General features: G+C 66.7%; 19 protein-coding genes and 1 tRNA gene. 12 read left to right on the top strand and 8 right to left on the bottom strand.

From position 1 onward, the window contains the following. Positions 1-178 precede the first annotated feature (178 nt). Positions 179-805 (top strand): lipocalin family protein, encoded by a 627-nt coding sequence (locus DACI_RS14955; protein WP_012204825.1) that lies wholly within the window; start codon positions 179-181, stop codon positions 803-805. A gap of 18 nt (positions 806-823) precedes the next feature. Here the strand turns inward: DACI_RS14955 and DACI_RS14950 are convergent, their stop codons facing one another. The 4 genes from DACI_RS14950 to DACI_RS14935 form a co-directional block, all read right to left on the bottom strand. Continuing rightward, positions 824-2,512, bottom strand: coding sequence for an ABC transporter ATP-binding protein (locus tag DACI_RS14950; RefSeq protein WP_012204824.1), 1,689 nt, complete (start codon positions 2,510-2,512; stop codon positions 824-826). After that, entirely contained in the window at positions 2,509-3,648 is a 1,140-nt protein-coding gene (locus DACI_RS14945) for an ABC transporter permease (RefSeq protein ID WP_012204823.1), read from the bottom strand. The genes DACI_RS14950 and DACI_RS14945 overlap by 4 nt, the downstream gene beginning before the upstream one ends. Before the next feature lie 131 nt (positions 3,649-3,779). After that, on the bottom strand, positions 3,780-4,808 hold the full coding sequence (locus DACI_RS14940; protein WP_012204822.1) for a microcin C ABC transporter permease YejB: 1,029 nt from the start codon (positions 4,806-4,808) through the stop codon (positions 3,780-3,782). A gap of 96 nt (positions 4,809-4,904) precedes the next feature. Then, entirely contained in the window at positions 4,905-6,734 is a 1,830-nt protein-coding gene (locus DACI_RS14935; protein WP_012204821.1) for an extracellular solute-binding protein, read from the bottom strand. A 112-nt stretch (positions 6,735-6,846) separates the two neighbouring features. Between DACI_RS14935 and fabI the strand changes: the two genes are divergently transcribed. The 4 genes from fabI (at position 6,847) to DACI_RS14915 (ending at position 10,030) form a co-directional block, all read left to right on the top strand. Further along, positions 6,847-7,647: an enoyl-ACP reductase FabI gene (gene fabI, locus DACI_RS14930; protein ID WP_012204820.1), complete on the top strand. Its 801-nt coding sequence runs from the start codon at positions 6,847-6,849 to the stop codon at positions 7,645-7,647. Positions 7,648-7,923: 276 nt separating this feature from the next. Then, complete coding sequence (locus DACI_RS14925) at positions 7,924-8,376, top strand: hypothetical protein (RefSeq protein ID WP_225614194.1); 453 nt, start codon at positions 7,924-7,926, stop codon at positions 8,374-8,376. 62 nt (positions 8,377-8,438) lie between these two features. After that, the gene (locus DACI_RS14920; protein ID WP_012204818.1) at positions 8,439-9,074 is read left to right on the top strand and encodes a superoxide dismutase; all 636 of its coding nucleotides are present in this window, start codon (positions 8,439-8,441) and stop codon (positions 9,072-9,074) included. A gap of 35 nt (positions 9,075-9,109) precedes the next feature. Then, positions 9,110-10,030, top strand: coding sequence for a ZIP family metal transporter (locus DACI_RS14915; RefSeq protein WP_012204817.1), 921 nt, complete (start codon positions 9,110-9,112; stop codon positions 10,028-10,030). Between the two features lie 24 nt (positions 10,031-10,054). Here the strand turns inward: DACI_RS14915 and DACI_RS14910 are convergent, their stop codons facing one another. Continuing rightward, positions 10,055-10,786 carry an IclR family transcriptional regulator gene (locus tag DACI_RS14910; RefSeq protein WP_012204816.1) on the bottom strand — a complete coding sequence of 244 codons (732 nt, stop codon included), beginning with the start codon at positions 10,784-10,786 and terminating at the stop codon, positions 10,055-10,057. Between the two features lie 157 nt (positions 10,787-10,943). Here DACI_RS14910 and DACI_RS14905 point away from each other — a divergent pair, with 157 nt between their 5' ends. The 3 genes from DACI_RS14905 (at position 10,944) to DACI_RS14895 (ending at position 14,391) form a co-directional block, all read left to right on the top strand. Beyond that, complete coding sequence (locus DACI_RS14905; RefSeq protein WP_043781550.1) at positions 10,944-11,897, top strand: hydroxymethylglutaryl-CoA lyase; 954 nt, start codon at positions 10,944-10,946, stop codon at positions 11,895-11,897. 39 nt (positions 11,898-11,936) lie between these two features. Next, complete coding sequence (locus tag DACI_RS14900) at positions 11,937-13,184, top strand: CaiB/BaiF CoA transferase family protein (protein WP_012204814.1); 1,248 nt, start codon at positions 11,937-11,939, stop codon at positions 13,182-13,184. Between the two features lie 145 nt (positions 13,185-13,329). Then, on the top strand, positions 13,330-14,391 hold the full coding sequence (locus DACI_RS14895) for a Bug family tripartite tricarboxylate transporter substrate binding protein (RefSeq protein WP_012204813.1): 1,062 nt from the start codon (positions 13,330-13,332) through the stop codon (positions 14,389-14,391). Positions 14,392-14,487: 96 nt separating this feature from the next. Here the strand turns inward: DACI_RS14895 and DACI_RS14890 are convergent, their stop codons facing one another. Continuing rightward, on the bottom strand, positions 14,488-17,103 hold the full coding sequence (locus DACI_RS14890; protein WP_012204812.1) for an arginine/lysine/ornithine decarboxylase: 2,616 nt from the start codon (positions 17,101-17,103) through the stop codon (positions 14,488-14,490). 149 nt (positions 17,104-17,252) lie between these two features. Here DACI_RS14890 and DACI_RS14885 point away from each other — a divergent pair, with 149 nt between their 5' ends. Together DACI_RS14885 and DACI_RS14880 are read left to right on the top strand one after the other, a co-directional pair. Further along, on the top strand, positions 17,253-17,678 hold the full coding sequence (locus DACI_RS14885) for an NfeD family protein (RefSeq protein ID WP_012204811.1): 426 nt from the start codon (positions 17,253-17,255) through the stop codon (positions 17,676-17,678). Between the two features lie 100 nt (positions 17,679-17,778). Continuing rightward, positions 17,779-18,696: an SPFH domain-containing protein gene (locus tag DACI_RS14880; protein ID WP_012204810.1), complete on the top strand. Its 918-nt coding sequence runs from the start codon at positions 17,779-17,781 to the stop codon at positions 18,694-18,696. Between the two features lie 45 nt (positions 18,697-18,741). Here DACI_RS14880 and DACI_RS14875 read toward each other — a convergent pair whose 3' ends face one another. Then, entirely contained in the window at positions 18,742-19,146 is a 405-nt protein-coding gene (locus DACI_RS14875) for a tautomerase family protein (protein ID WP_012204809.1), read from the bottom strand. Positions 19,147-19,342: 196 nt separating this feature from the next. On the opposite strand from DACI_RS14875, the gene DACI_RS14870 reads away from it, so the two are divergent. Both DACI_RS14870 and DACI_RS14865 read left to right on the top strand, forming a co-directional pair. Then, positions 19,343-20,314 (top strand): LysR substrate-binding domain-containing protein, encoded by a 972-nt coding sequence (locus DACI_RS14870; protein WP_043781547.1) that lies wholly within the window; start codon positions 19,343-19,345, stop codon positions 20,312-20,314. Between the two features lie 13 nt (positions 20,315-20,327). After that, positions 20,328-20,417, top strand: a tRNA-Ser gene (locus tag DACI_RS14865). A 127-nt stretch (positions 20,418-20,544) separates the two neighbouring features. On the opposite strand, the gene DACI_RS14860 is transcribed toward DACI_RS14865, so the two are convergent. Beyond that, positions 20,545-21,612, bottom strand: a complete 1,068-nt coding sequence (locus DACI_RS14860) for a 2,3-butanediol dehydrogenase (RefSeq protein WP_013803056.1) — start codon at positions 21,610-21,612, stop codon at positions 20,545-20,547. Between the last annotated feature and the right edge of the window lie 17 nt (positions 21,613-21,629).

Raw genomic sequence — 21,629 nt, 5'->3', positions numbered from 1 at the left:
AAAAACACATGGCCTGCTCTGGCATAGGGAAAGTTCCAGCGTTGCGCGGCCCGCACAGCACCGGCGCAGGCAGCGCCGGCCTACACTGCGGCCCGGTTTTCTGTCCTAAAGTAGGAGCACGCTGCCAAGCGCGCAAGACCCTGGCATGCACGTCTGCCCGAACACGGAGTTCCGCAACATGTCACCCCGCTACCCCAATACAGAGTCAACCACCCCATCCACTTCCCGCCCCGCCTGGGTGCTGCCCACGGCCGGCCTGGCAGGGCTTGCCGTAGGCGCCGCCGCAGCAGCGTTGCTGTGGAAGGGCCTGCGCAACCCGCCCATTCCCCCTACCGTGGAGCCGGTGCGCGGCTGGGACATCCAGCGCTACATGGGCCGCTGGTATGAAGTGGCCCGCATCGACCACAGTTTCGAAAAAGGCCTGGAGCGCACCCAGGCCGAGTACACACAGCTTCCCGACGGCACGGTGCACGTGCTGAACCGGGGCTACGACGCCCGCCACCGGCGCTGGAAATCCTCCGAGGGCAAGGCCCGCACGGTGCACGGCCCGGACGTTGCGGCGCTCAAGGTCTCTTTCTTCGGCCCGTTCTACGGCGGCTACAACGTGGTGGCTCTTGATGCCGAGTACCGCTGGGCCATGGTGGTGGGATCGGACCTGCGCTATTTCTGGATTCTTTCGCGCACGCCCGAACTGGCCGACGGCGTGGCGGCACGCCTGCTGGCGCAGGCCCGGCTGCTGGGCGTGCCCGTGGACAAGGTCCAGTGGATCCTGCAGGACGGAGTCAATCCCACGGGCAGCTGGTAGCGCGGTCCGGCAGCCGCCTCAGAACCCCTCGGGCATGCCGTCGCCCGAGAAGCCGGCGGCCTCCACCAGCCGCTGCGTGTACGCCTGGCGCGGCGCGCCCAGCACCTGGGCGACGGGGCCGGATTCGACGATGGCGCCATCCTTCATGACCACCACGTCATGGGCCATGGCGCGGATCACGTCCACATCATGCGTGATCAGCAGATAGGCCAGGCCCCGCTCGCGCTGAAGCCGCTGCAGCAGGCCCAGCACCTGCTGCTGAATGGTCACATCCAGCGCGCTGGTGGGCTCGTCGAGCACCAGCACCTCGGGCTCCAGCACCAGGGCGCGTGCAATGGCGATGCGCTGGCGCTGGCCTCCCGAGAATTCGTGGGGATAGCGGTCAAGCAGGCCGGGAAACTGTTCCTGCGTCAGGCCCACGGCCGACAGCATCTCCACGATGCGGTCGCGTTGCTGCGGCGCCGTCAGCGACGGCGCATGCACGCGCAGGCCCTCGCCAACGATCTGCTCCAGCGTCAGCCGGGGCGACAGCGATGAATACGGGTCCTGGAACACCACCTGCACCTTGCGCCGCAGCGCACGGTTGGCGGGCGAGTTGCGCGTGGCTGGCTGCTGCCAGGCATGGCCGGCAATGCGCAGCCGGCCTTCATGGGGCAGCAGCCCCAGCACGGCCTGCGCCAGCGTGGATTTGCCCGATCCCGATTCACCGACCACACCCAAGGTGCGCCCGGGCAACAGCGCCAGGTCTGCGGACTGCACGGCGACGAAGCGCCCCTGGCCGAACCATCCGCGCATGCCTGCCAGCGGCACCGGATAGCTGACCTTGAGGCCCTGTGCCTGCACCAGCGGCTCGCCAGCCGTGGCCTGGGCGCCTGCCTCCACCTCGATCAGGTCGCGGCGCGGCACGCTGGCCAGCAGCTTGCGCGTATAGGCATGGCGCGGAGCCGCCATGACCGCCGACACCCCGCCCTGCTCCACCAGTTGCCCGCGCTCCATCACCGCCACGCGGTCGGCAAAGCGCCGCACCAGGTGCAGGTCGTGCGTGATCATCAGCACGGCCATGCCGGCCTGGCGCTGCAGGTCATCGAGCAACTGCAGGATCTGGCCGCGCAGCGTGACATCGAGTGCCGTCGTCGGCTCATCGGCCAGGAGCAGGCGCGGGCTGCTGGCCAGCGCCATGGCGATCATGGCGCGCTGGCGCTGCCCGCCACTGAGCTGGTGGGGAAAGGCCCGGGCGCGGCGCACAGGCTCGGCAATGCCGGTGGTCGCCAGCAATTCGGTGGCCTGGACCAGGGATTGCGCTCGCGTCAGCCCCTGCTTGAGGCGAAGCACCTCGCCCACCTGCTCGCCCACGGTCATCAGCGGGTTGAGCGCCGTCATGGGCTCCTGGAAAATCATGGCCACGTCGCCGCCGCGCACGGCGCGCATCTCGCGCTCGGGCAGGCGCAGCAGGTCGCGGCCGTCGAACAGGGCCTGGCCGCCCAGCTGAGCGTCTCCAGCCAGCCGCAGCAGCGACAGCGCGGTGATGGTCTTGCCCGAGCCGGACTCGCCCACCAGCGCCAGCTTCTCGCCTGCCGCCAGGTCGAAGCTCACGCCGTGCACCACATCCTTGCTGCCGAAGCGCACGCGCAGGTTGCGCACGGACAGCAATGTCCGGCCACGGCCGGGGGGCGAAGGCAGCTCCATTGCCGGCTGCTCTGCGTTCATGCGGCGTCCTTTGCATCGACACCGGGGGCGGCATCGCTGGCAGCGGCCTTGCGCGGGTCCAGCGCATCGCGCAGCGCATCGCCCATGAAGGTAAGCAGCAGCAGCGTCACCACCAGCACGGCAAAGGTGGACAGCGAGATCCACCAGGCATCGATGCTGTTCTTGCCCTGGTTCAGCAGCTCACCCAGGCTGGGGGTGTCAGGCGGCACGCCCAACCCCAGGAAGTCCAGCGAGGTCAGGGCCAGGATGGCCGCACTCATGCGAAACGGCAAAAAGGTCACCACGGGCGTCATGCTGTTGGGCAGCAGATGGCGCCAGATCAGCGCGCCATTGCCCACGCCCAGCGCCCGCGCCGACTTCACATAGTCCAGTTGGCGGTTGCGCAGGAACTCGGCACGCACGTAGTCCGACAGGCCCATCCAGCCGAACAGCGACAGCAGCACCAGCAGCAGCGAGACGCTGGGCGCCAGCACCGCGCTGAAGATGATCAGCAGATACAGCTCGGGCATGGAGCCCCAGATCTCGATGAAGCGCTGGAATGCCAGATCGGTCCTGCCGCCGAAAAAACCCTGGACGGCCCCCGTCACCACGCCCAGCACCACGCCCGACGCCGTCAGCGCCAGTGCAAACAGCACGCTGACGCGAAACCCGTAGATCAGCTGGGCCAGCAGGTCGCGCCCCCGGTCATCGGTACCCAGCAGGTTGTCGCGCGAGGGCGGCGCCGGATTGGGCGAGGTCGCGAAGTAGTTCAGCGCCTGCGGCCCATAGGGATTGAGCGTATACAGCGCCCAGTTGTCGCCCTGGCGCAGGCGGTCGCGGATGAAGGGATCCAGGTAGTCGGTGGCCGTCTCGAAGTCGCCGCCGAAAGTCTTCTCGGAATAATCGTTCCACAGCGGCCAGTAGGTCTGGCCCTCGTAGCGCACCACCAGGGGCCGGTCGTTGCTGATCAGCTCGGCGCCCAGGCTCAATACCACCATCACGCAAAAAGCGACCAGGCTCCAATACCCCAGCCGATTGCGCCTGAACCGCATCCAGGCCCGCCGCGCCGGCGACACTGCCACCACAGCCAGCGGTGCAGGCGCTGCCCCGGGCAGCCCTGCGCCTGGAGCGGCAAGGGAGTGCATCTCAGTTTCCATGTTGCTGCATCACAGGGGCGCGACCGCCCAAAGTCAGGAACACCAGGCAAGGGCCTGCGCCAGCCGCCAATGGCCCGGAAGCTCCCTCCGCAACGCAAGAGGGGGAAGCGGCGCAGCCGTTCAGGGGGCGCTCAATCAAACCGTACACGCGGATCCACCCACACATAACAAAGGTCACTGACCAGCTTGGTCACCAGGCCGATCAGCGTGAACAGATACAGCGTGCCCAGCACCACGGGATAGTCGCGCCGAATCACGCTGTCATAGCTGAGCAGGCCCAGGCCGTCCAGCGAGAACAGCGTCTCTATCAGCAGCGAGCCCGTGAAGAAGGCCCCGATGAAGGCGGCCGGAAATCCGGTGACGATGGGGATCAGCGCATTGCGCAGCACGTGGCGGTAGAGCACCTGCCGCTCGGACAGGCCCTTGGCGCGCGCAGTCAGCACGTACTGCTTGCGGATCTCTTCCAGGAAGGCATTCTTGGTCAGCATGGCCGTGATGGCGAAGCTGCCCGCCACCATGGCCGTCACCGGCAGCGCGATATGCCAGAGATAGTCCACGATGCGCGCGCCCAAGGACAGCTCGTCCCAGTTGGAGGAAGTCAGCCCGCGCAGCGGAAACCACTGCAACTGCCCGCCAAAGATCACCAACAGCGCCACGCCCAGCACGAAACCCGGAATCGCATAGCCGACCAGGATCAGCAGCGTGGTGGCGAAGTCGAACCGCGAGCCGGCCCGCACGGCCTTGGCAATGCCCAGCGGCACGGCAACGAGGTAGCTGATGAAAAAGGTCCACAGTCCCAGGCTGGCCGAGACCGGCAGCTTCTCCTTGATCAGCTGCCAGACATCCTTGTTCTGAAAGAAACTGCGCCCCAGGTCGAACCGCGCGAACTGCCCGAGCATCTGGAAGAAGCGCTCATGGGCCGGCTTGTCAAAGCCGTAGAGGGCCTTGATCTGCTCTATGCGCTGGGGGTCCACCCCCTGGTTGCCACGGTAGGCCAGGCCACCGCCCTCGCCGCCACGGCCCACGCTGGCCTTGGCCTCGGCCAGATACTGCTCGACCGGGCCACCGGGCACGAACTGCACGACCACGAAGGTCAGCAGCAGTACGCCCAGCAGGGTCGGCACCATCAGCAGCAAGCGTTTGAATATGTAGGCCCACATAAGAAGTCTTGCATTATGTCCATTGCGGGGAGGGACCCCGGCCGGGGGACGCCCTCATCATGCAACGGATCGCAACGACACAGCCGCAACGCCGGCTCATGGAGGCGGCGCGGTCAGCACCGGCATGCGCGCCCACCAGGTGTCCATGGCCCAGCTCTCGCCCTTCGCATAGGCCGGAACCACGGCCGGCCGCACCAGGCGCCAGGAGTCGTAGACCATGCGGTGCGTGCCCGCGCTCCACTGCGGAATCAGGTAGTGGCCGTGCGTGATGATGCGTTCGAGTGCGTGACAGGCAGGCAACAGTTGCGCCTCTGTCTTGGCCTCGGTCATGCGGCGGATCATGGCGTCGACCGCCGGGTTCTTCACGCCGGGGAAATTGCCGGAACCCTCGGTTGCCGCCGCCTGGCTGCCGAACAGGTCGGCGAACTCCTGGCCCGGATTGTTCGTGCCCTGGTAGGCGATGGAGATGATGTCGTAGTCGAACTTCTCCACGCGCTGCTGGTACAGCGCAAAGTCCGCCGAGCGAAAGCGCAGCCGTATGCCCAGCTTTTCCAGATTGCGTATCCAGGGCGAGACCTGGCGAATGCCCGACTCGCTGCTGTCCAGGTACTCCAGCTCCATGGCCTGGCCCCGCGCGTTGCGCAGCACGCCATCCTGAATGGTCCAGCCGGCATCGGCCAGCAATTGCCGCGCCTGGCGCAGGTTGGCACGCAGCGAGTTGTCGCCATCGGTGCGTGGCGGCTCGGCCATGGGGCCGAAGGCCTCCGGCGGGATGCTCTTGCGCAAGGGCTCCATCAGCGCCAGCTCCTCTGGCGAAGGCTCGCCATGGGTCTCGCAGGCCGTGTTGCCGAACAGCCCGCGCACGCGCTGGTAGGAACCGTAGAACATCTGCCGGTTCATCCACTCGTAGTCCATGGCCAGGCCCAGGGCGCGGCGCACCCGGACGTCCTGCAGCACAGGCCGGCGCACGTTGAGCACATAGCTCTGGAATCCCGATGGCAGCTTGTTGTTGAACTCGCCCTTGACCAGCTCGCCCCGGTCGAAGCGCTTGCCGTACAGGCGCCGCGCCCAGTCACCGGCGCTGTAAAAGCGCATGAGGTCGAACTCCCCGGCCTTCAACGCCTCAAGCCTCGCCGTGTTGTCGCGGTAGATCTTGACGGAGATGCGATCGAAATTGGCCGTGCCCACGCGCACAGGCAGGTCGCGGCCCCAGTAGTCCGGGTCACGCACATAGGTGATGTCCTTGCCGAATCGCACGGGACCTATCTTGTAGGGCCCGCTGCCGATGGGCGTGTCCGTCACCACCTGGTCGAAGGGCTTGGCCTTGCCGTTTTCCACGCCCCAGTCGCGGCTGAACACCGGAATGGCCCCCACGGTCAGCGGCAATTCCCGGTTCGGCTGCTTGAAGCGAAAGCGCACGGTGCGCTCGTCCAGCACATCGACGCCCGCCACATCGAAGAACAGCGTTCTGTAGCCGGGCAGTGCATGCGGGCCCACCAGCGTGTCATAGCTGAACTTGACATCGGCGGCCAGCACGGGCTTGCCGTTGTGAAAGCGTGCCTGGGGCCGCAACCGGAATGTGGCGGACAGGCCGTCGGCCGCGGCCTGCACGTCTTCGGCCAGCAATCCGTAGCCGGTGGCGGTCTCGTCCAGCGAGGGCCACAGCAAGGTGTCGAACATCAGCTCCGCCAGATAGGCGGGCGACGACCCCTTGATGGTGAACGGGTTGTATTTGTCAAAGGTGGAGATGCGCAGATTGCTCACCAGGCGCAGCTCGCCGCCCTTGGGAGCCTTGGCGTTGACATAGTCGAAATGGCTGAAGCCCTCGGCATAGCGGGGTTCGCCCCACAGGGCATAGGCATGCGAGCCCCAGGCCGGCACACACGCCGAGGCCAGCAGCAGCGAAGAAATCATCCAATGGCGCATGCGACAATTCTGCACCACGCAGCCAGCCCTTCCGCTGGCAAACGCTGACGCGGGCCCCGGCCGTCGCCGCCAGCTGGTGCGCACTTCCACTCACTTTCTCTGGAGAACAACAATGGGCTTTCTCGCCGGTAAAAAACTGCTGATCACGGGCGTTCTGTCCAACCGCTCCATCGCCTACGGCATCGCCAAGGCCTGCCATGCACAGGGCGCGGAGCTGGCCTTCAGCTATGTGGGCGAGCGCTTCAAGGACCGCATCACCGAGTTCGCCGCCGAATTCGACTCCAAGCTGATCTTTGACTGCGACGTGGCAGACGATGCCCAGATCGACAAGCTGTTCGCCGACCTGGGCGCGACCTGGGGCAAGTTCGACGGCTTCGTGCACAGCATCGGCTTTGCACCGCGCGAGGCCATCGCCGGCAACTTCCTGGACGGCCTGTCGCGCGAAGGCTTCAAGATCGCGCACGACATCAGCGCCTACAGCTTCCCCGCGATGGCCAAGGCGGCCCTGCCCTACCTCAACGACAAGTCCTCGCTGCTGACCCTGTCGTACCTGGGCGCGCTGCGCTCCATCCCCAACTACAACACCATGGGCCTGGCCAAGGCATCGCTGGAAGCCTCGGTGCGCTACCTGGCCGAGGCCGTGGGCCGCACGGCAGACGGCCGCGCCATCCGCGCCAACGGCATCTCGGCCGGTCCCATCAAGACCCTGGCCGCCTCGGGCATCAAGGACTTCGGCAAGCTGCTGGGCCGCGTGGCCGATGCATCGCCGCTGCGCCGCAACGTGACCATCGAGGACGTGGGCAATGTGGCCGCCTTCCTGCTGTCGGACCTCGCCTCGGGCGTGACGGCCGAGATCACCTACGTGGACGGCGGCTTCAGCCAGACTGCAGGCCTGTCGGCCGACCAGGTCTAAGTCACCGCCAGACTGCGACCCGCCCCGCAGGCATTGCCGCCTGCGGGGCTTTTTTTTCGCCTGGAATCCAGGCATCCGCATCCTGCCGATGCGCGAAAGGAAATACACATCGGATTGCATACGGTCATTTTTGCTTTGAATGAGAATGATTCTCATGAATAATACAATTCTCAGATCAATATCAAAGAACCTCTGAAAACCTCGGAGCCAGCAGATATGCAAGCAACCTCTGACCTCAGTCTGCCCTCTCCCGTCCCGGCACCCTCCGAAGCATCCTTGAATCAATGGGAACAGCTGGCGCGCCGCGCCCATGGGCATTTCCATGCAGGCCAGATCGAAAGCGCGCTCGCGATGCAGATGAAGGCCCTGCATGTGGCGCAGCGCCTCATCGCCGGCCCGCTGCTGGCGGAACACGCCGATCACTGCATGGCCGCCTGGGTGGTCTCCCACCACAACCTGGCCGAGTTGCTGGCATTGCGCCAGCAGCCCGCACTGGCCATCGAATACCTGTGCGAGGCGCACCAGGGCCTGCTGGCCCTGGGTGATGCGCGCCACCATGCGGCCGCCGTGTGCAGCGCCGCCTGGCGCCATATGCGCGAAACCCATTCAGCCCTGCTGCAGTGGCAGCGCCAGCACGGCAGCCAGCCCCGCATCGATGCGGCGCTTCAGGCCTCGGCCCGCGTCTTCGACTGCACAGCCACCGCCCTGCCACCCCGGCTGGCGCATTGATTGCCGCCGCACAGACATCGCAACGCACCGATTTTTTCCCCGTAGTCCCTGAAAGAAACCACATGAGCAACTACACCCTGCCTCCCCTGAACTACGCCTACGACGCGCTGGAGCCCCATATCGATGCGCAGACCATGGAGATCCACTACACCAAGCACCATCAGGCCTATGTGAACAACCTGAATGCCGCGCTCAAGGACACGCCGCACGGCAGCCAGCCCGTGGAGCAGTTGATCGCCGACCTGTCCCTGCTGCCCGAAGGCGTTCGCGGTGCCGTGCGCAACAACGGCGGCGGGCACGCCAACCACAGCCTGTTCTGGACCGTGATGGCCCCGGTGGACCAGGGCGGCGGCGGTGCCCCCTCGGGCGAACTGGCACAGGCCATTGACCGGGAACTGGGCGGCTTCGATGCCTTCAAGGCCGCCTTCACCCAGGCCGCGCTCACGCGCTTTGGCAGCGGCTGGGCCTGGCTGGTGGTGGGCAAGGACGGCAAGCTGGCCGTGGAAAGCAGCGGCAACCAGGACAGCCCGCTGATGGCAGGCATCGGCTCCGGCGCCACCCCCATCCTGGGCCTGGACGTGTGGGAACACGCCTACTACCTCAAGTACCAGAACCGCCGCCCTGAATACATCGCGGCGTTCTACAACGTAGTCAACTGGGCCGAAGTGGCCCGCCGCTACGCCGCCGCACGCGGCTGAACGGTCCGCAACGCCAACCTCTGACCTCGACCAGCATGGATCTGCCACAACGCTTCCGCTCCAAGACCAGCGTACGGTCCAACATCCGCCTGTGGATAGGCCTGGCCATCATGATGGCCGGCGCCTGGGCGCTCACCAGCCAGTTCTGGGCCTACGCCCAGAACCATCCGGTGGTCTTCCAGGCCCTGGCCGGAGGCTCGGCCGCCGCGCTGGCGACCGCACTGGGCACCGTGCCCGTGATGCTGTCCCAGCGCCTGTCCGAGCGCACGCAGGACACCCTGTTCGGCTTTGGCGCCGGGGTCATGCTGGCCGCGTGCGCCTTCTCGCTGATCCTGCCGGGACTGGAGGCCGTGCGCACCCAGGAACTGTTCGGTGGCGGCAGCTGGGCGGCGGGCGGGGTCATAGGTTCGGCCATCCTGATGGGCGGTGCCGCCCTCATGCTCATGGACAGGCTCCTGCCCCATGAGCACTTCATCAAGGGCCGCGAAGGCCTGGACCCGCAAGGCGCGCGCAAGCTGCAGCGCACCTGGCTGTTCGTCTTCGCCATCACCCTGCACAACCTGCCCGAAGGCCTGGCCATCGGCGTGGGCTATGCGGGCAACGACGGACTGCGCGCCAATGCGCTGGCCACGGGCATTGCCATACAGGATGTGCCCGAAGGCCTGGTGGTGGCCGTGGCCCTGCTGGCAGCAGGCTACAAGCGCAGCTTTGCCGTGTTGCTGGGCATGGCCTCCGGCCTGGTGGAGCCCGTGGGCGCCGTGCTGGGGGCAGCCATCGTGAGCGGCTCGGCAGCCATGTTGCCCTGGGGCCTGGGCTTTGCAGCGGGCGCCATGCTGTTCGTGATCAGCCACGAGATCATTCCCGAGTCGCACCGCAAGGGCCATGAAGCCTTTGCCACGGGCGGCCTCATGCTGGGCTTTGTGCTGATGATGGTGCTGGACACGGCCCTGGGCTGAGCCAGCGCACCGCGCACGCCTGGCTCAGGGCAGCAAAAGCCCCAGTTCCCGCGCCGCCGCCAGCACATGGCGGGCGTGGCGCTCTTCATAGCGGTGGGCTGGCATGGTCAGTGTCAGCGCCGCTGCCAATTCCCCATCGCGCTTGAACACGGGGGCAGAAATCCCTGCGATCTCGCGGTGCCTGTCTCCCACCATGGCGCAGTAGCCATCGGCGCGCACACGGGCCAGCTGCGTGCGGCTGCCGCCGCGCGATGCGGCGTACAGCTCGGCATCGAAAGCCGACAGCACGCGCCCGCCTGCGCCCTGGCCCAGCGGCAGCAGATCGCCCGTGCGTGCGTGGTCGCGCACGGGGTGCGGTGAATCCACGCGGTACAGGCACAGCCGGTCCTGGCCCTGGCGCACGTGGTAGGCCGCACTTTCGCCCGTGGCCTGCACCAGGGTGCGCAGCACGGGCATGACCACGCTGTCCAGCGAGAAATGCCGGGCATAGACGGTGTTCAGCCGCGCCACGGCCGGGCCCACGGCGTAGCGGCCGTCATCCATGCGCAGCACCCAGCCGCCATGCTCCAGCGAGGCCAGCAGCCGCAGCACGGTGCTCTTGTACAGGCGCGTGCGCTCCGACAACTGGGCCAGCGTCAGCCCGTCGTCGCCGTCGCGAAACGCTGCCAGCAGGCTCAAGGCCCTGTCCACGGCCGCCACGCCGCCCGGCGCGGCGTTCTCGTCGGCCACCGATTCCGTCACTGATTTGCGAGGCATAAAAAGGCACCCAAGGGAAAACCCCAGGCACGCAGGCTTGACGATGGCGCGTGCAGCAGGGAATATTTCAATAGAGAGAATATAGTTCTATCTATTAGAACCACACAGAACCCCGATGTCAACAGGTGAATCCGCCACCATCGACACCCACCACCGGATGCAACTGCCCATGTCCTCCCACCGTTTTGACGTACTCATCAGCGAAGTCGGCCCGCGCGATGGCCTGCAGTCCGTGGCCTCCACCATGTCCACGGCGCACAAGCTGGCCTGGATCGCCGCGCTGGCCCATGCAGGCCTGCAGGAGATCGAGGTCGGCTCCTTCGTCTCGCCCAAGCTGCTGCCGCAGATGGCCGACGCGGCCGAGGTGGTCGCCCAGGCCATCACCCTGCCCGGCGTCACCGTGATGGCCCTGGCCCCCAATCTGCGCGGCGCCGAGGCCGCGCTGCGCGCCGGCGCCCACAAGGTCACGCTGCCCGTCTCGGCCAGCCCCGCGCACTCCATGGCCAATGTGCGCAAGACGCCCATGCAGATGGTGGACGAGGTGCGGGCGATTGCCGCGCTGCGCGACGAGATCGCGCCGCAGGCCCTGATCGAGGCGGGGATCTCCACGGCCTTCGGCTGCACGCTGCAGGGCCTGGTGCCGGAGGACGAAGTGATTGCACTGGCCCTGGCCTGCGTGGCGGCGGGCGCCGATGAATCGGGCCTGTCCGACACCACGGGCATGGCCAACCCGGCCCAGGTGCGGCGCCTGTTCACACGGCTGCGCGCCGAGCTGGGCGAACATGCAGGCGCGGCCCACATGCACAATACGCGCGGCCTGGGCCTGGCCAACTGCCTGGCCGCCTACGAGGCCGGCGTGCGCACCTTCGATGCCTCGCTGGCCGGCCTGGGCGGCTGCCCGTATGCGCCCGGCGCCTCGGGCAACGTGGTCACCGAAGACCTGGTCTTCATGTTCGAGGCCATGGGCATCCGCACCGGCGTGGACATCGATCGCCTGATCGCCGCCCGCCAGCCGCTGGCCGCAGGCCTGCCCGGCGAGGAGCTGCACGGCATGACGCCGCTGGCCGGCCTGCCCAAGGGCTTTGTGCCCCGCATCTACGCACCGGCCTGAGCCGCAGCGACAACCCCCACATTCATTCACCGTTTTTCCATGAGCCAACCCAACTCCCCCGACACGGCCTCAGGCCAGGCCACGCCACTGCCCTACGCAGGCATACGCGTGGTCGAGTTCACCCACATGGTCATGGGCCCGTCCTGCGGCATGATGCTGGCCGACCTGGGCGCCGAAGTCATCAAGATCGAGCCCGTGGGCCACGGCCGCGACGGCGATGCCACGCGCAAGCTGCTGGGCTCGGGCTCGGGCTTTTTCCCGCTGTTCAACCGCAACAAGAAAAGCCTGACGCTGGACCTGCAGACCGAGGAAGGCAAGCAGGCCGCGCTGCGCCTGATCGCCACGGCCGACGTGGTCTGCGAGAACTTCAAGCCCGGCACCATGCGCAAGCTGGGCCTGGACTACGACAGCCTCAAGGACCGCTTCGAGCGCCTCATCTACGTGAGCCACAAGGGCTTTCTGCCCGGCCCCTACGAGCACCGCACGGCGCTGGACGAAGTGGTGCAGATGATGGGCGGCCTGGCCTACATGACGGGCCGCCCCGGCGACCCGCTGCGCGCAGGCGCCAGCGTCAACGACATCATGGGCGGCATGTTCGGCGCCATGGGCGCGATGGCTGCCCTGGCCCAGCGCGAGAAGACCGGGCGCGGCCAGGAGGTGCAAAGCGCGCTGTTCGAGAACAACATCTTCCTGGTCGCCCAGCACATGATGCAGTTCGCCGTCACCGGCAAGCCGGCCGCGCCCATGCCGGCACGCATCTCGGCCTGGGCCATCTACGACGTGTTCGAAGTCCGGGACGGCGAGCAGATCTTCCTGGCCGTGGTCAGCGATGGCGCCTGGCGCCTGTTCTGCGACGCCTTCGGCCTGGGCGAGCTGCGCGACGATCCGCGCCTTGGCAGCAACAACGACCGCGTGCTGGCGCGCAGCTGGCTGATGCCGCTGCTGCGCGAGAAGATGTCCCCGCACAGCGCCGCCCACATTGCGGAGATCTTCGAGAAGAACGGCCTGCCCTTCGCGCCCATCGCACGCCCGCAGGACCTGCTGGAAGACCCGCACCTGAACGCCACGGGCGCGCTGGCTCCCATCACCCTGCCCGATGGCCGCGAGACCAAGACCGTGCTGCTGCCCTTCACGCTGGACGGCAAGCGCCTGGACGTGCGCCTGTCGCCCCCGCGCCTGGGAGAGCACAGCCTGGAGATCCTCACCGCCCTGGGCTACAGCAGCGAGCAGGCCCTGGCCCTGGCCCGGGGCGACACCACCGACAGCCACGCCAAGGCTTCCCACTGAAGCCAGGCTGAGCCACTGAAGGCGCCGCCGTCCACCCGGCGCGCGGCGCCCCTGCAACCTTGCACCCCATCCACCCCACACCGGACGACGCTTGCCGCGCGCCCGGCGGGGAGGCCTTTTCCCAAAAATTCCCGGAGACAACACCATGCCCGCCATCCACCGCAACCCGGCCGCCCAAAAACAGATACAGACACTGACACAGACCCAGGCCCGCCCTTGTTCCACCCCGCGCCGCCAGTTGCTGCTGTGCGCCCTGCCCGCATTGGCTGCCGCCCTGCTCCCGCTGGCGGCCCAGGCACAGCCTGACCACTGGCCCTCACGCGCCGTGCGCATGGTCGTGCCCTACACGCCGGGCGGCGGCACGGACGCGGTCGCGCGCCAGATCAGCGAGCGCGTGGGTACGCTGAACAAATGGACCGTGGTCGTGGACAACAAGCCCGGCGCGGGCGGCAACATCGGCCTGGATGCAGTGGCCAAGTCCGCGCCGGATGGCTATACCTTCGGCATGGGCCAGACCGCCAACCTCGCCATCAACCCCGCCCTGCTGCCCAGCATGCCCTTCAACCCGCGCACCGACCTGATCCCCGTGGCCCTGGTCGCTGCCCAGCCCACGGTGCTGGTCGTGCCGCAGGACTCGCCATGGAAGTCGGTGCAGGACCTGGTCAAGGCCGCCAAGGCCGACCCGGGCGGCATCCGCCAGGGCCTGGCATCGACGGGCACGGTAGGCCACCTGGCCGGCGAGATGCTGGCCTTCAAGGCCGGCATCCAGGTGCTCAACGTGCCCTACAAGGGCGCAGCGCCGGCCGTGACCGACCTGCTGGGCAAGCAGACGCACTACATGTTCGGCACGCCCCAGGCCGTCTATCCGCTGCTCAAGGGCGGCAAGCTGCGCGCCCTGGCCGTGACATCGGCCAAGCGCCTGCCCATCCTGCCCGAGGTGCCCACCGTGGCCGAGTCGGGCTATGCAGGCTTCGAGGCGGTGGACTGGAAGCTCATCGTCGCGCCCAAGGGCACGCCGGCTGCCATCGTGCAGAAGATGAACACCGCCGTGAACGCGGCCCTGCAGCAGCCCGCCGTGCAGCAGCAACTGCAGGCCGAGGGCAGCACGGCCCTGGGCGGCAGCATCCAGGATGCGGCCCAATACCTGCTCAAGGAACAGACGGACTGGGCCGCGCTGATCCGCGACGCAAAGATACGCCTGGAGTGACCACGGAATAACGACGCCGCAGCGGCGCAATGAAAAAGGCGCGGAGCCCCTTTCGGGACCCGCGCCTTTTTTATGGGCCGTCAGCCGGCCCGGCGATCAGATCGTGCGGCCGAAGGGACCATCGTCCCCCACCTGCACCATCTTGCGGCCGCGCGCAGGCTTGGCTGCCGTGCCGACTTCAGGCGCGGCCGGCTGCGCCTTGCGCGCTGCGGGGCGCTTGGCAGGCGCCTTGACCGCGGCGGCCTTGGCAACCTTGGCGGCCGGCTTGGCTGCCGGTTTCGCTGCCGGTTTCGCGGCTGCCTTGGCAACTGTCTTGGCGGCTGCCTTGGCAGCAGGCTTGGCTGCAGTCTTCACGGCCTTCTTCGCAGCAGGCTTGCCACCTGCCGGCGTCTTGCGCGCCGGCGCGGTCGCGGCCACGCAGTCGGCGTAGTAGCGCACTTCGCCATCTTCGCCTTGCAGTTCCACCAGGCCGTGGATGTCGGTCTCGAAGCCTGGGCACTCCTTGGCGAACTCGCGCGCAAACAGCAGGTAGTCCACGATCTTGCGGTTGAACACTTCGCCGGGAATCAGCAGCGGAATGCCGGGCGGGTACGGCGTGACCAGGCCCACGGTGATGCGGCCTTCCAGGTGGTCGATCTCCACGCGCTCGGTCTTGCGCTGCGCGATGTGGGCGTAGGCATCGGTGGGCTTCATGGCGGGCTGCAGGTCCGACAGGTACATCTCGGTCGTCAGGCGGGCGATGTCGTACTTGGCGTACAGCTGGTGCACGTGCTGGCACAGGTCGCGCAGGCCCATGCGCTCGTAGCGGCGGTGCTGCTGGCAGAACTCGGGCAGGATGCGCGCCAGCGGCTGGTTGCGGTCGTAGTCGTCCTTGAACTGCTGCAGCGCCGTCAGCATGGTGTTCCAGCGGCCCTTGGTGATGCCGATGGTGAACATGATGAAGAACGAGTACAGGCCCGTCTTCTCCACCACCACGCCGTGCTCGGCCAGGTACTTGGTCACGATGGAGGCAGGGATGCCCGTGTCCGAGAAATCGCCGTCCAGGTCCAGGCCCGGCGTCACGATGGTGGACTTGATCGGGTCCAGCATGTTGAAGCCGTCGGCCAGCTCGCCGAAGCCGTGCCAGTTGTCGAACTCCTTGCCGTTCTTGGCCTTGGAGCGCTTGGGCGCCGCGTCATGGCCGCGGATGATCCAGTCCTGGGCCGAGCCCACGCCTTCATCGGCCAGCTTCTCGGGACCCCAGACCTCGAACCACCAGTCGTCGTCGCCGAACTCGTCCTCCACCTTGCGCATGGCGCGGCGGAAGTCCAGCGCCTCCAGAATGGACTCCTCCACCAGGGCCGTGCCACCGGGCGGCTCCATCATCGCGGCGGCCACGTCGCAGCTGGCGATGATGCTGTACTGCGGGCTGGTCGAGGTGTGCATCAGGTACGCCTCGTTGAACAGGTGGTGGTCCAGCTTTTCGGTCTGGCTGTCCTGCACCAGCACATGCGAGGCCTGGCTGATGCCGGCCAGCAGCTTGTGGATGGACTGCGTGGCATACACCACCGAGTGCTTGGGGCGCGCGCGCTTCTTGCCCATGGCGTGGTAGCTGCCATAGAACGGGTGGAAGGCCGCGTGCGGCAGCCAGGCCTCATCGAAGTGCAGGTTGGCCACATAGCCGTCCAGCATGCTCTTGATGGTCTCGGTGTTGTAGAGCACGCCGTCGTAGGTGGACTGCGTCAGCGTCAGCACGCGCGGCTTGACCGTCTTGGCATCCACGCCCTTGAGCAGCGGATTGGCCGCGATCTTGGCCTGGATGGACTCCACCGAGAACTCGCTTTGCGGGATCGGGCCGATGATGCCGAAGTGGTTGCGCGTGGGCTTGAGGAACACCGGAATCGCACCCGTCATGATGATGGAGTGCAGGATGGACTTGTGGCAGTTGCGGTCCACAACGACCACGTCGCCGGGCGCCACGGCGTGGTGCCAGACGATCTTGTTCGACGTGGACGTGCCGTTGGTCACGAAGTAGCAATGGTCGGCATTGAAGATGCGGGCGGCATTGCGCTCGCTCTCGCCGATGGCGCCGTTGTGGTCCAGCAGCTGGCCCAGCTCCTCCACCGCGTTGCACACGTCGGCGCGCAGCATGTTCTCGCCGTAGAACTGGTGGTACATCTGGCCCACGGGGCTTTTCAGGAAGGCCACGCCGCCCGAGTGTCCGGGGCAGTGCCAGCTGTAGGAGCCGTCTTCCGCATAGTCCAGCAGCGCCTTGAAGAACGGCGGCTGCACGCCTTCCAGGTAGCTCTTGGCTTCGCGGATGATGTGCTTGGCCACGAACTCCGGCGTGTCCTCGAACATGTGGATGAAGCCGTGCAGCTCGCGCAGGATGTCGTTGGGCAGGTGGCGGCTGGTCTTGGTCTCGCCGTAGATGTAGATCGGCACATCGGCGTTCTTGCGGCGCACTTCGCCGATGAAGCTGCGCAGGCTGTGGATCACGGGATCGGTTCCGCCATCGCCCAGCGAGAACTCCTCGTCATCGATGGACAGAATGAAGGCACTGGCCCGGCTTTGCTGCTGCGCGAATTGCGACAGGTCGCCGTAGCTGGTCACGCCCAGCACCTCGAAACCTTCCTCCTCGATGGCCTGGGCCAGGGCGCGGATGCCCAGGCCCGAGGTGTTCTCGGAGCGGTAGTCCTCGTCGATGATGACGATGGGAAAGCGAAACTTCATGGGGGCAGCCTCCGTAACCTGAGCGGGCCAAAAAACGAAACAGGCGCGAAGTGTAAGGAATATCCTTATTGCGCCTTTGAAGCGTGCGGATTTTCACCCAGAATGTGCTGCACTAAACACAAGCAACTGTCACAAAGGGAGTCTCACGCATGGAATATTCCACCATCTGGTGGCTAGTCGCCGGCGCCTTGGTCATCGCCGAGCTGCTGACCGGCAGCTTCTATCTGCTGATGCTGGCGCTGGGCGCCATCGTCGGCGCGCTGTGCGCGCATGCGGGCCTGGCGCCCATTGCACAGATCATCATCGCCGCCGCGCTGGGCAGCGCCTTCGTGCTGGCCTGCTATCTGGTGCGCCGCCGCCAGCCCAGCCGCCAGCCGGCATCGAGCAACCGCGATGTCAATCTCGACATAGGCGAGTCCGTCATGGTCGAGCAATGGAATTCCGACGGCACGGCCCAGGTCCGCTACCGTGGCGCCCAATGGACCGTGATCGGCCGCCCGGGCAACCTGCCCTCGGCCGGAATGCACCGCGTGGCCGAGGTCGTCGGCAACCGGCTGCTCGTGGACAAGCTCTGAGCCACCGCAGCACCTCTTGCGCACACCTGGGGATGCAGTCCTCGCGCCCCTTCGCCTCACCCTCTTGTTTCACTGAATGCCCTCCGGGCTTGGAGACACCATGGAAATCGCCATCGTCATCGCCGTCATCGCGGCCATCTTCATCGCACGATCCGTCAAGGTCGTGCCCCAGCAGCACGCATGGGTCAAGGAACGCCTTGGCAAGTACGCGGGCACGCTCACGCCGGGCCTGAACTTCCTCGTGCCCTTCGTGGACCGCGTGGCCTACAAGCACAGCCTCAAGGAAATCCCGCTGGATGTGCCCAGCCAGGTCTGCATCACGCGCGACAACACCCAGCTGCAGGTGGACGGCATCCTCTACTTCCAGGTCACCGACCCCATGCGCGCCAGCTACGGCTCGTCCAACTACATCATGGCCGTCACCCAGCTGGCCCAGACCTCGCTGCGCAGCGTGATCGGCAAGCTCGAACTGGACAAGACCTTCGAGGAGCGCGACATGATCAATGCCCAGGTGGTCTCCGCCATCGACGAGGCCGCGCTCAACTGGGGCGTGAAGGTGCTGCGCTATGAAATCAAGGACCTGACGCCGCCCGCCGAAATCCTGCGCTCCATGCAGGCCCAGATCACGGCCGAGCGCGAAAAGCGCGCACTGATCGCCGCCTCCGAAGGCCGCCGCCAGGAACAGATCAACATCGCCACCGGCGAGCGCGAAGCCTTCATCGCACGCTCCGAAGGCGAGAAGCAGGCCGTCATCAACAAGGCCCAGGGCGAGGCCGAATCCATCAAGGCCGTGGCCGACGCCACCGCCCAGGCCATCGAACGCGTGGCCAACGCCATCCGCCAGCCCGGCGGCGAACAGGCCGTGCAGCTCAAGGTGGCCGAAAAGGCCGTCGAGGCCTACAGCCAGGTGGCATCGGACGCCACCACCACCTTGATCGTTCCCAGCAACATGACCGAGGTATCGAGCCTGATCACCTCGGCCATGAAGATGATCCAGACCGGGCAGCGCACCAGCTGAGATCCGCCGGAACCCCAAGAAGAACGGGCCATCGCGGCCCGTTTTTCATTGCGCGCCGGTCTGCTGCACCAGTGCCATGGCGAAGCGCCCATGGCCCACGGACCAGTCCGAGTAGTCGTTCTCATGCATGAAGATGAACACATCGGCCGGCGCAACCCCGGCCCCCTCGTGCAGGTTGCGCGCAATGGCCGCATACAAGGCCTTCTTCATCGCGTCGCTGCGTCCGCGCCGCATGGTGATCTCGACCACCACCACCGCATCCGAACGCGCCACCCCGTTGAAACTGCGGCTGAACGCGAACTGCCCGGGAGCGTACGGGTGCACCATGTTGAACAGCTCGTCCTCGGGCATGCCGATGCCTTGCACCAGCGCCTGGTGGATGCCCTGCACGACGGCATCGCGCTGGGAAGTGGAGGTGGACTGGGGCAGATAGGTGTGGACGAAGGGCATGGTGCTATGTGCTTTGGGATCGAATGGAGAGGGAGAGTCCGGCCAGAATCCACGCAGGATTGCCGGCCGAAGCGGCAAATCTATCCACCGGCCCATTGCCTGAAAAGCGATGATTTGGCCGGTTCTATGTACTTGGAACTCACATAGCCTTCACCCGCCCGTGACCCGACTCGTGACCCGACTCATGACCCCACCCATGACCCGCCGCCTGCCCCCGCTGGCCGCCCTGCGCGCCTTTGAAGCTGCCGCACGCCTGGGCCGCATGACGGCGGCGGCAGACGAGCTGTGCGTCTCGCCCGGCGCCGTCAGCCGCCAGGTACGGCAGCTGGAGCAGCACCTGGGCCTGGCGCTGTTCGCGGGCACCAAGGCCCGCCCCACGCTCACCGCAGCGGCGCGCACCCTGCAGCCCGCGCTCACCCAGGCCTTCGAGCAGATCCATGAGGCGGTGCGCAGCCTGGGCGACGCCCACGAAGGCCCGCTGGACGTGGCCTGCTTCAGCACCTTCACCGTCAAATGGCTGATCCCCCGGCTGTTCGACTTCCACGCGCACCACCCCGGCATCGAGGTGCGCCTGCGCACCACGGACACCGGCACCGACGCTGCACGCGAAGGCTGCGACCTGCTCATCACGGCCATCCCCACCGACAGCAGCGGCAACAGCGGCCAGGCCATTGCAGACGACGAGTTGGCCCTGCCGCTTTTCGACGAGTACCTGGGCCCCGTGATGTCCCCCGCAATGGCCGGGCCTGTCACGCGGCCCCAGGACCTGGCCAGCCTCCCCTTGCTGCACACGCGCGGCCGGCGCAACGCCTGGGACCTGTGGGCCGACTCCATGGGCATGGCCCCGCCCGCAGCGGCCGGCCCCGTCTACGAGCACTACTACTTCACGCTGGAAGCGGCGCTGCGCGGCCTGGGTGCAGCCGTTGCTCCCTGGCACCTGGTGATGGACGACGTGCAGGCCGGCCGCCTGCTGGCACCCTTCGGCTTCACGGCCTCCGGCTACCGCTACCTGGCACTGCGCCGCAGCACCGCCGCGCCTGCCCGGCTCGACACGCTGTGCACGTGGCTGCAGGCGCAGGTGCGGGCCATGCCGCAAGTGCCAGCCGTCCAAGGCATGCCGATCACGCCGGCAGGCAACTTCGCCGCCACCCCCAAAAATCGATGCTAGAATCGCGGTCTTCGGAGAGGTGGATGAGCGGTTTAAGTCGCACGCCTGGAAAGCGTGTGTGGGCTAATCCCCACCGCGGGTTCGAATCCCGCCCTCTCCGCCAAAATGATCTAAGTCCTTGATTGATTCAATCAAGGGCTTTTTTCTTTGTGCAGCGGGTGACCGCACGACAGGCATCAGGCGAACCCGCTCCTGATCGCAGCGGGTTCGATTCAGGCCTGCCGCCCGGGCTACCTGAGCCGTGGCTGCACGATGATCTTCACCGCCGATTCGTTGTTGTGAATCAGCGTGTCGAAGCCCTGCGCCACCAGGTCATCGAGCTGGATGCGCTGGGTGATGAAGGGCTCGAGGTTGATCTTGCCCTCCTCGACCAGCTTGATGGTTTCCTGGTGGTCGTTGCAGTAGGCAATGGTGCCGCGCACATCCAGCTCCTTCATGACCACGCTGTGCACGTTGATGGTGGCCGGATGGCTCCAGATGGACACGATCACCACCACGCCCGTGGCCTTCGTCACGGCCACCAGCGTGTCCAGCACCTTGTTCACGCTGGAGCATTCGAACGACACATCCACGCCCTTGCCGCCGGTGAGCTTCATCACCTCGGCCACCACGTCCACTTCGGAGGGGTCCAGGATGTGATCGGCCACGCCCGATTCACGCGCCTTCTGCTTGCGCTTGGCGCTCAGTTCGGTGATGACCACCGTCAGGCCCTTGGCCTTCAGGATGGCGGACAGCAGCAGGCCGATGGGGCCTGCGCCGCCGACCAGCGCCACATCACCCGCCTTCGCTCCGCTGCGGGTGTAGGCATGGTGGCCCACGGACAGCGGCTCGATCAGCGCGGCCTGGTCCAGTGGAATGGCATTGGAGATCGGGTGCACCCAGCGGCGCTTGACCGCAATCCGCTCGGACAGCCCGCCGCCACGCCCGCCCAGGCCGATGAAATTCATGTCCTTGGACAGGTGGTAGTGGTCGCCCGGCCCCGTGGGCACGTCGTCGGCCACGATGTAGGGCTCCACCACGACGTGCTGGCCGACCTTGATATCGTCGACGCCCGCGCCCACGGCGTACACCACGCCGGAGAACTCGTGCCCCATGGTGATGGGTGCGGACTCGCCCGAGATGGGGTGCGGATGGCCGCAGGGCGGAATGAAGATCGGCCCTTCCATGAACTCATGCAAATCCGTGCCGCAGATGCCGCACCAGGCCACCTCGATGCCCACGGTGCCGGGCTCCACCACGGGTTCGGGGATGTCTTCGATGCGGATGTCGCCCCGGTCGTAGAAACGTGCTGCTTTCATGATTGAACTTTCTGTTT

Source organism: Delftia acidovorans SPH-1 (genome assembly GCF_000018665.1).
In the GTDB taxonomy this organism is placed as follows: Bacteria; Pseudomonadota; Gammaproteobacteria; order Burkholderiales; family Burkholderiaceae_C; genus Comamonas; species Comamonas acidovorans.
This window is presented reverse-complemented; position numbering and strand designations above follow the sequence as displayed.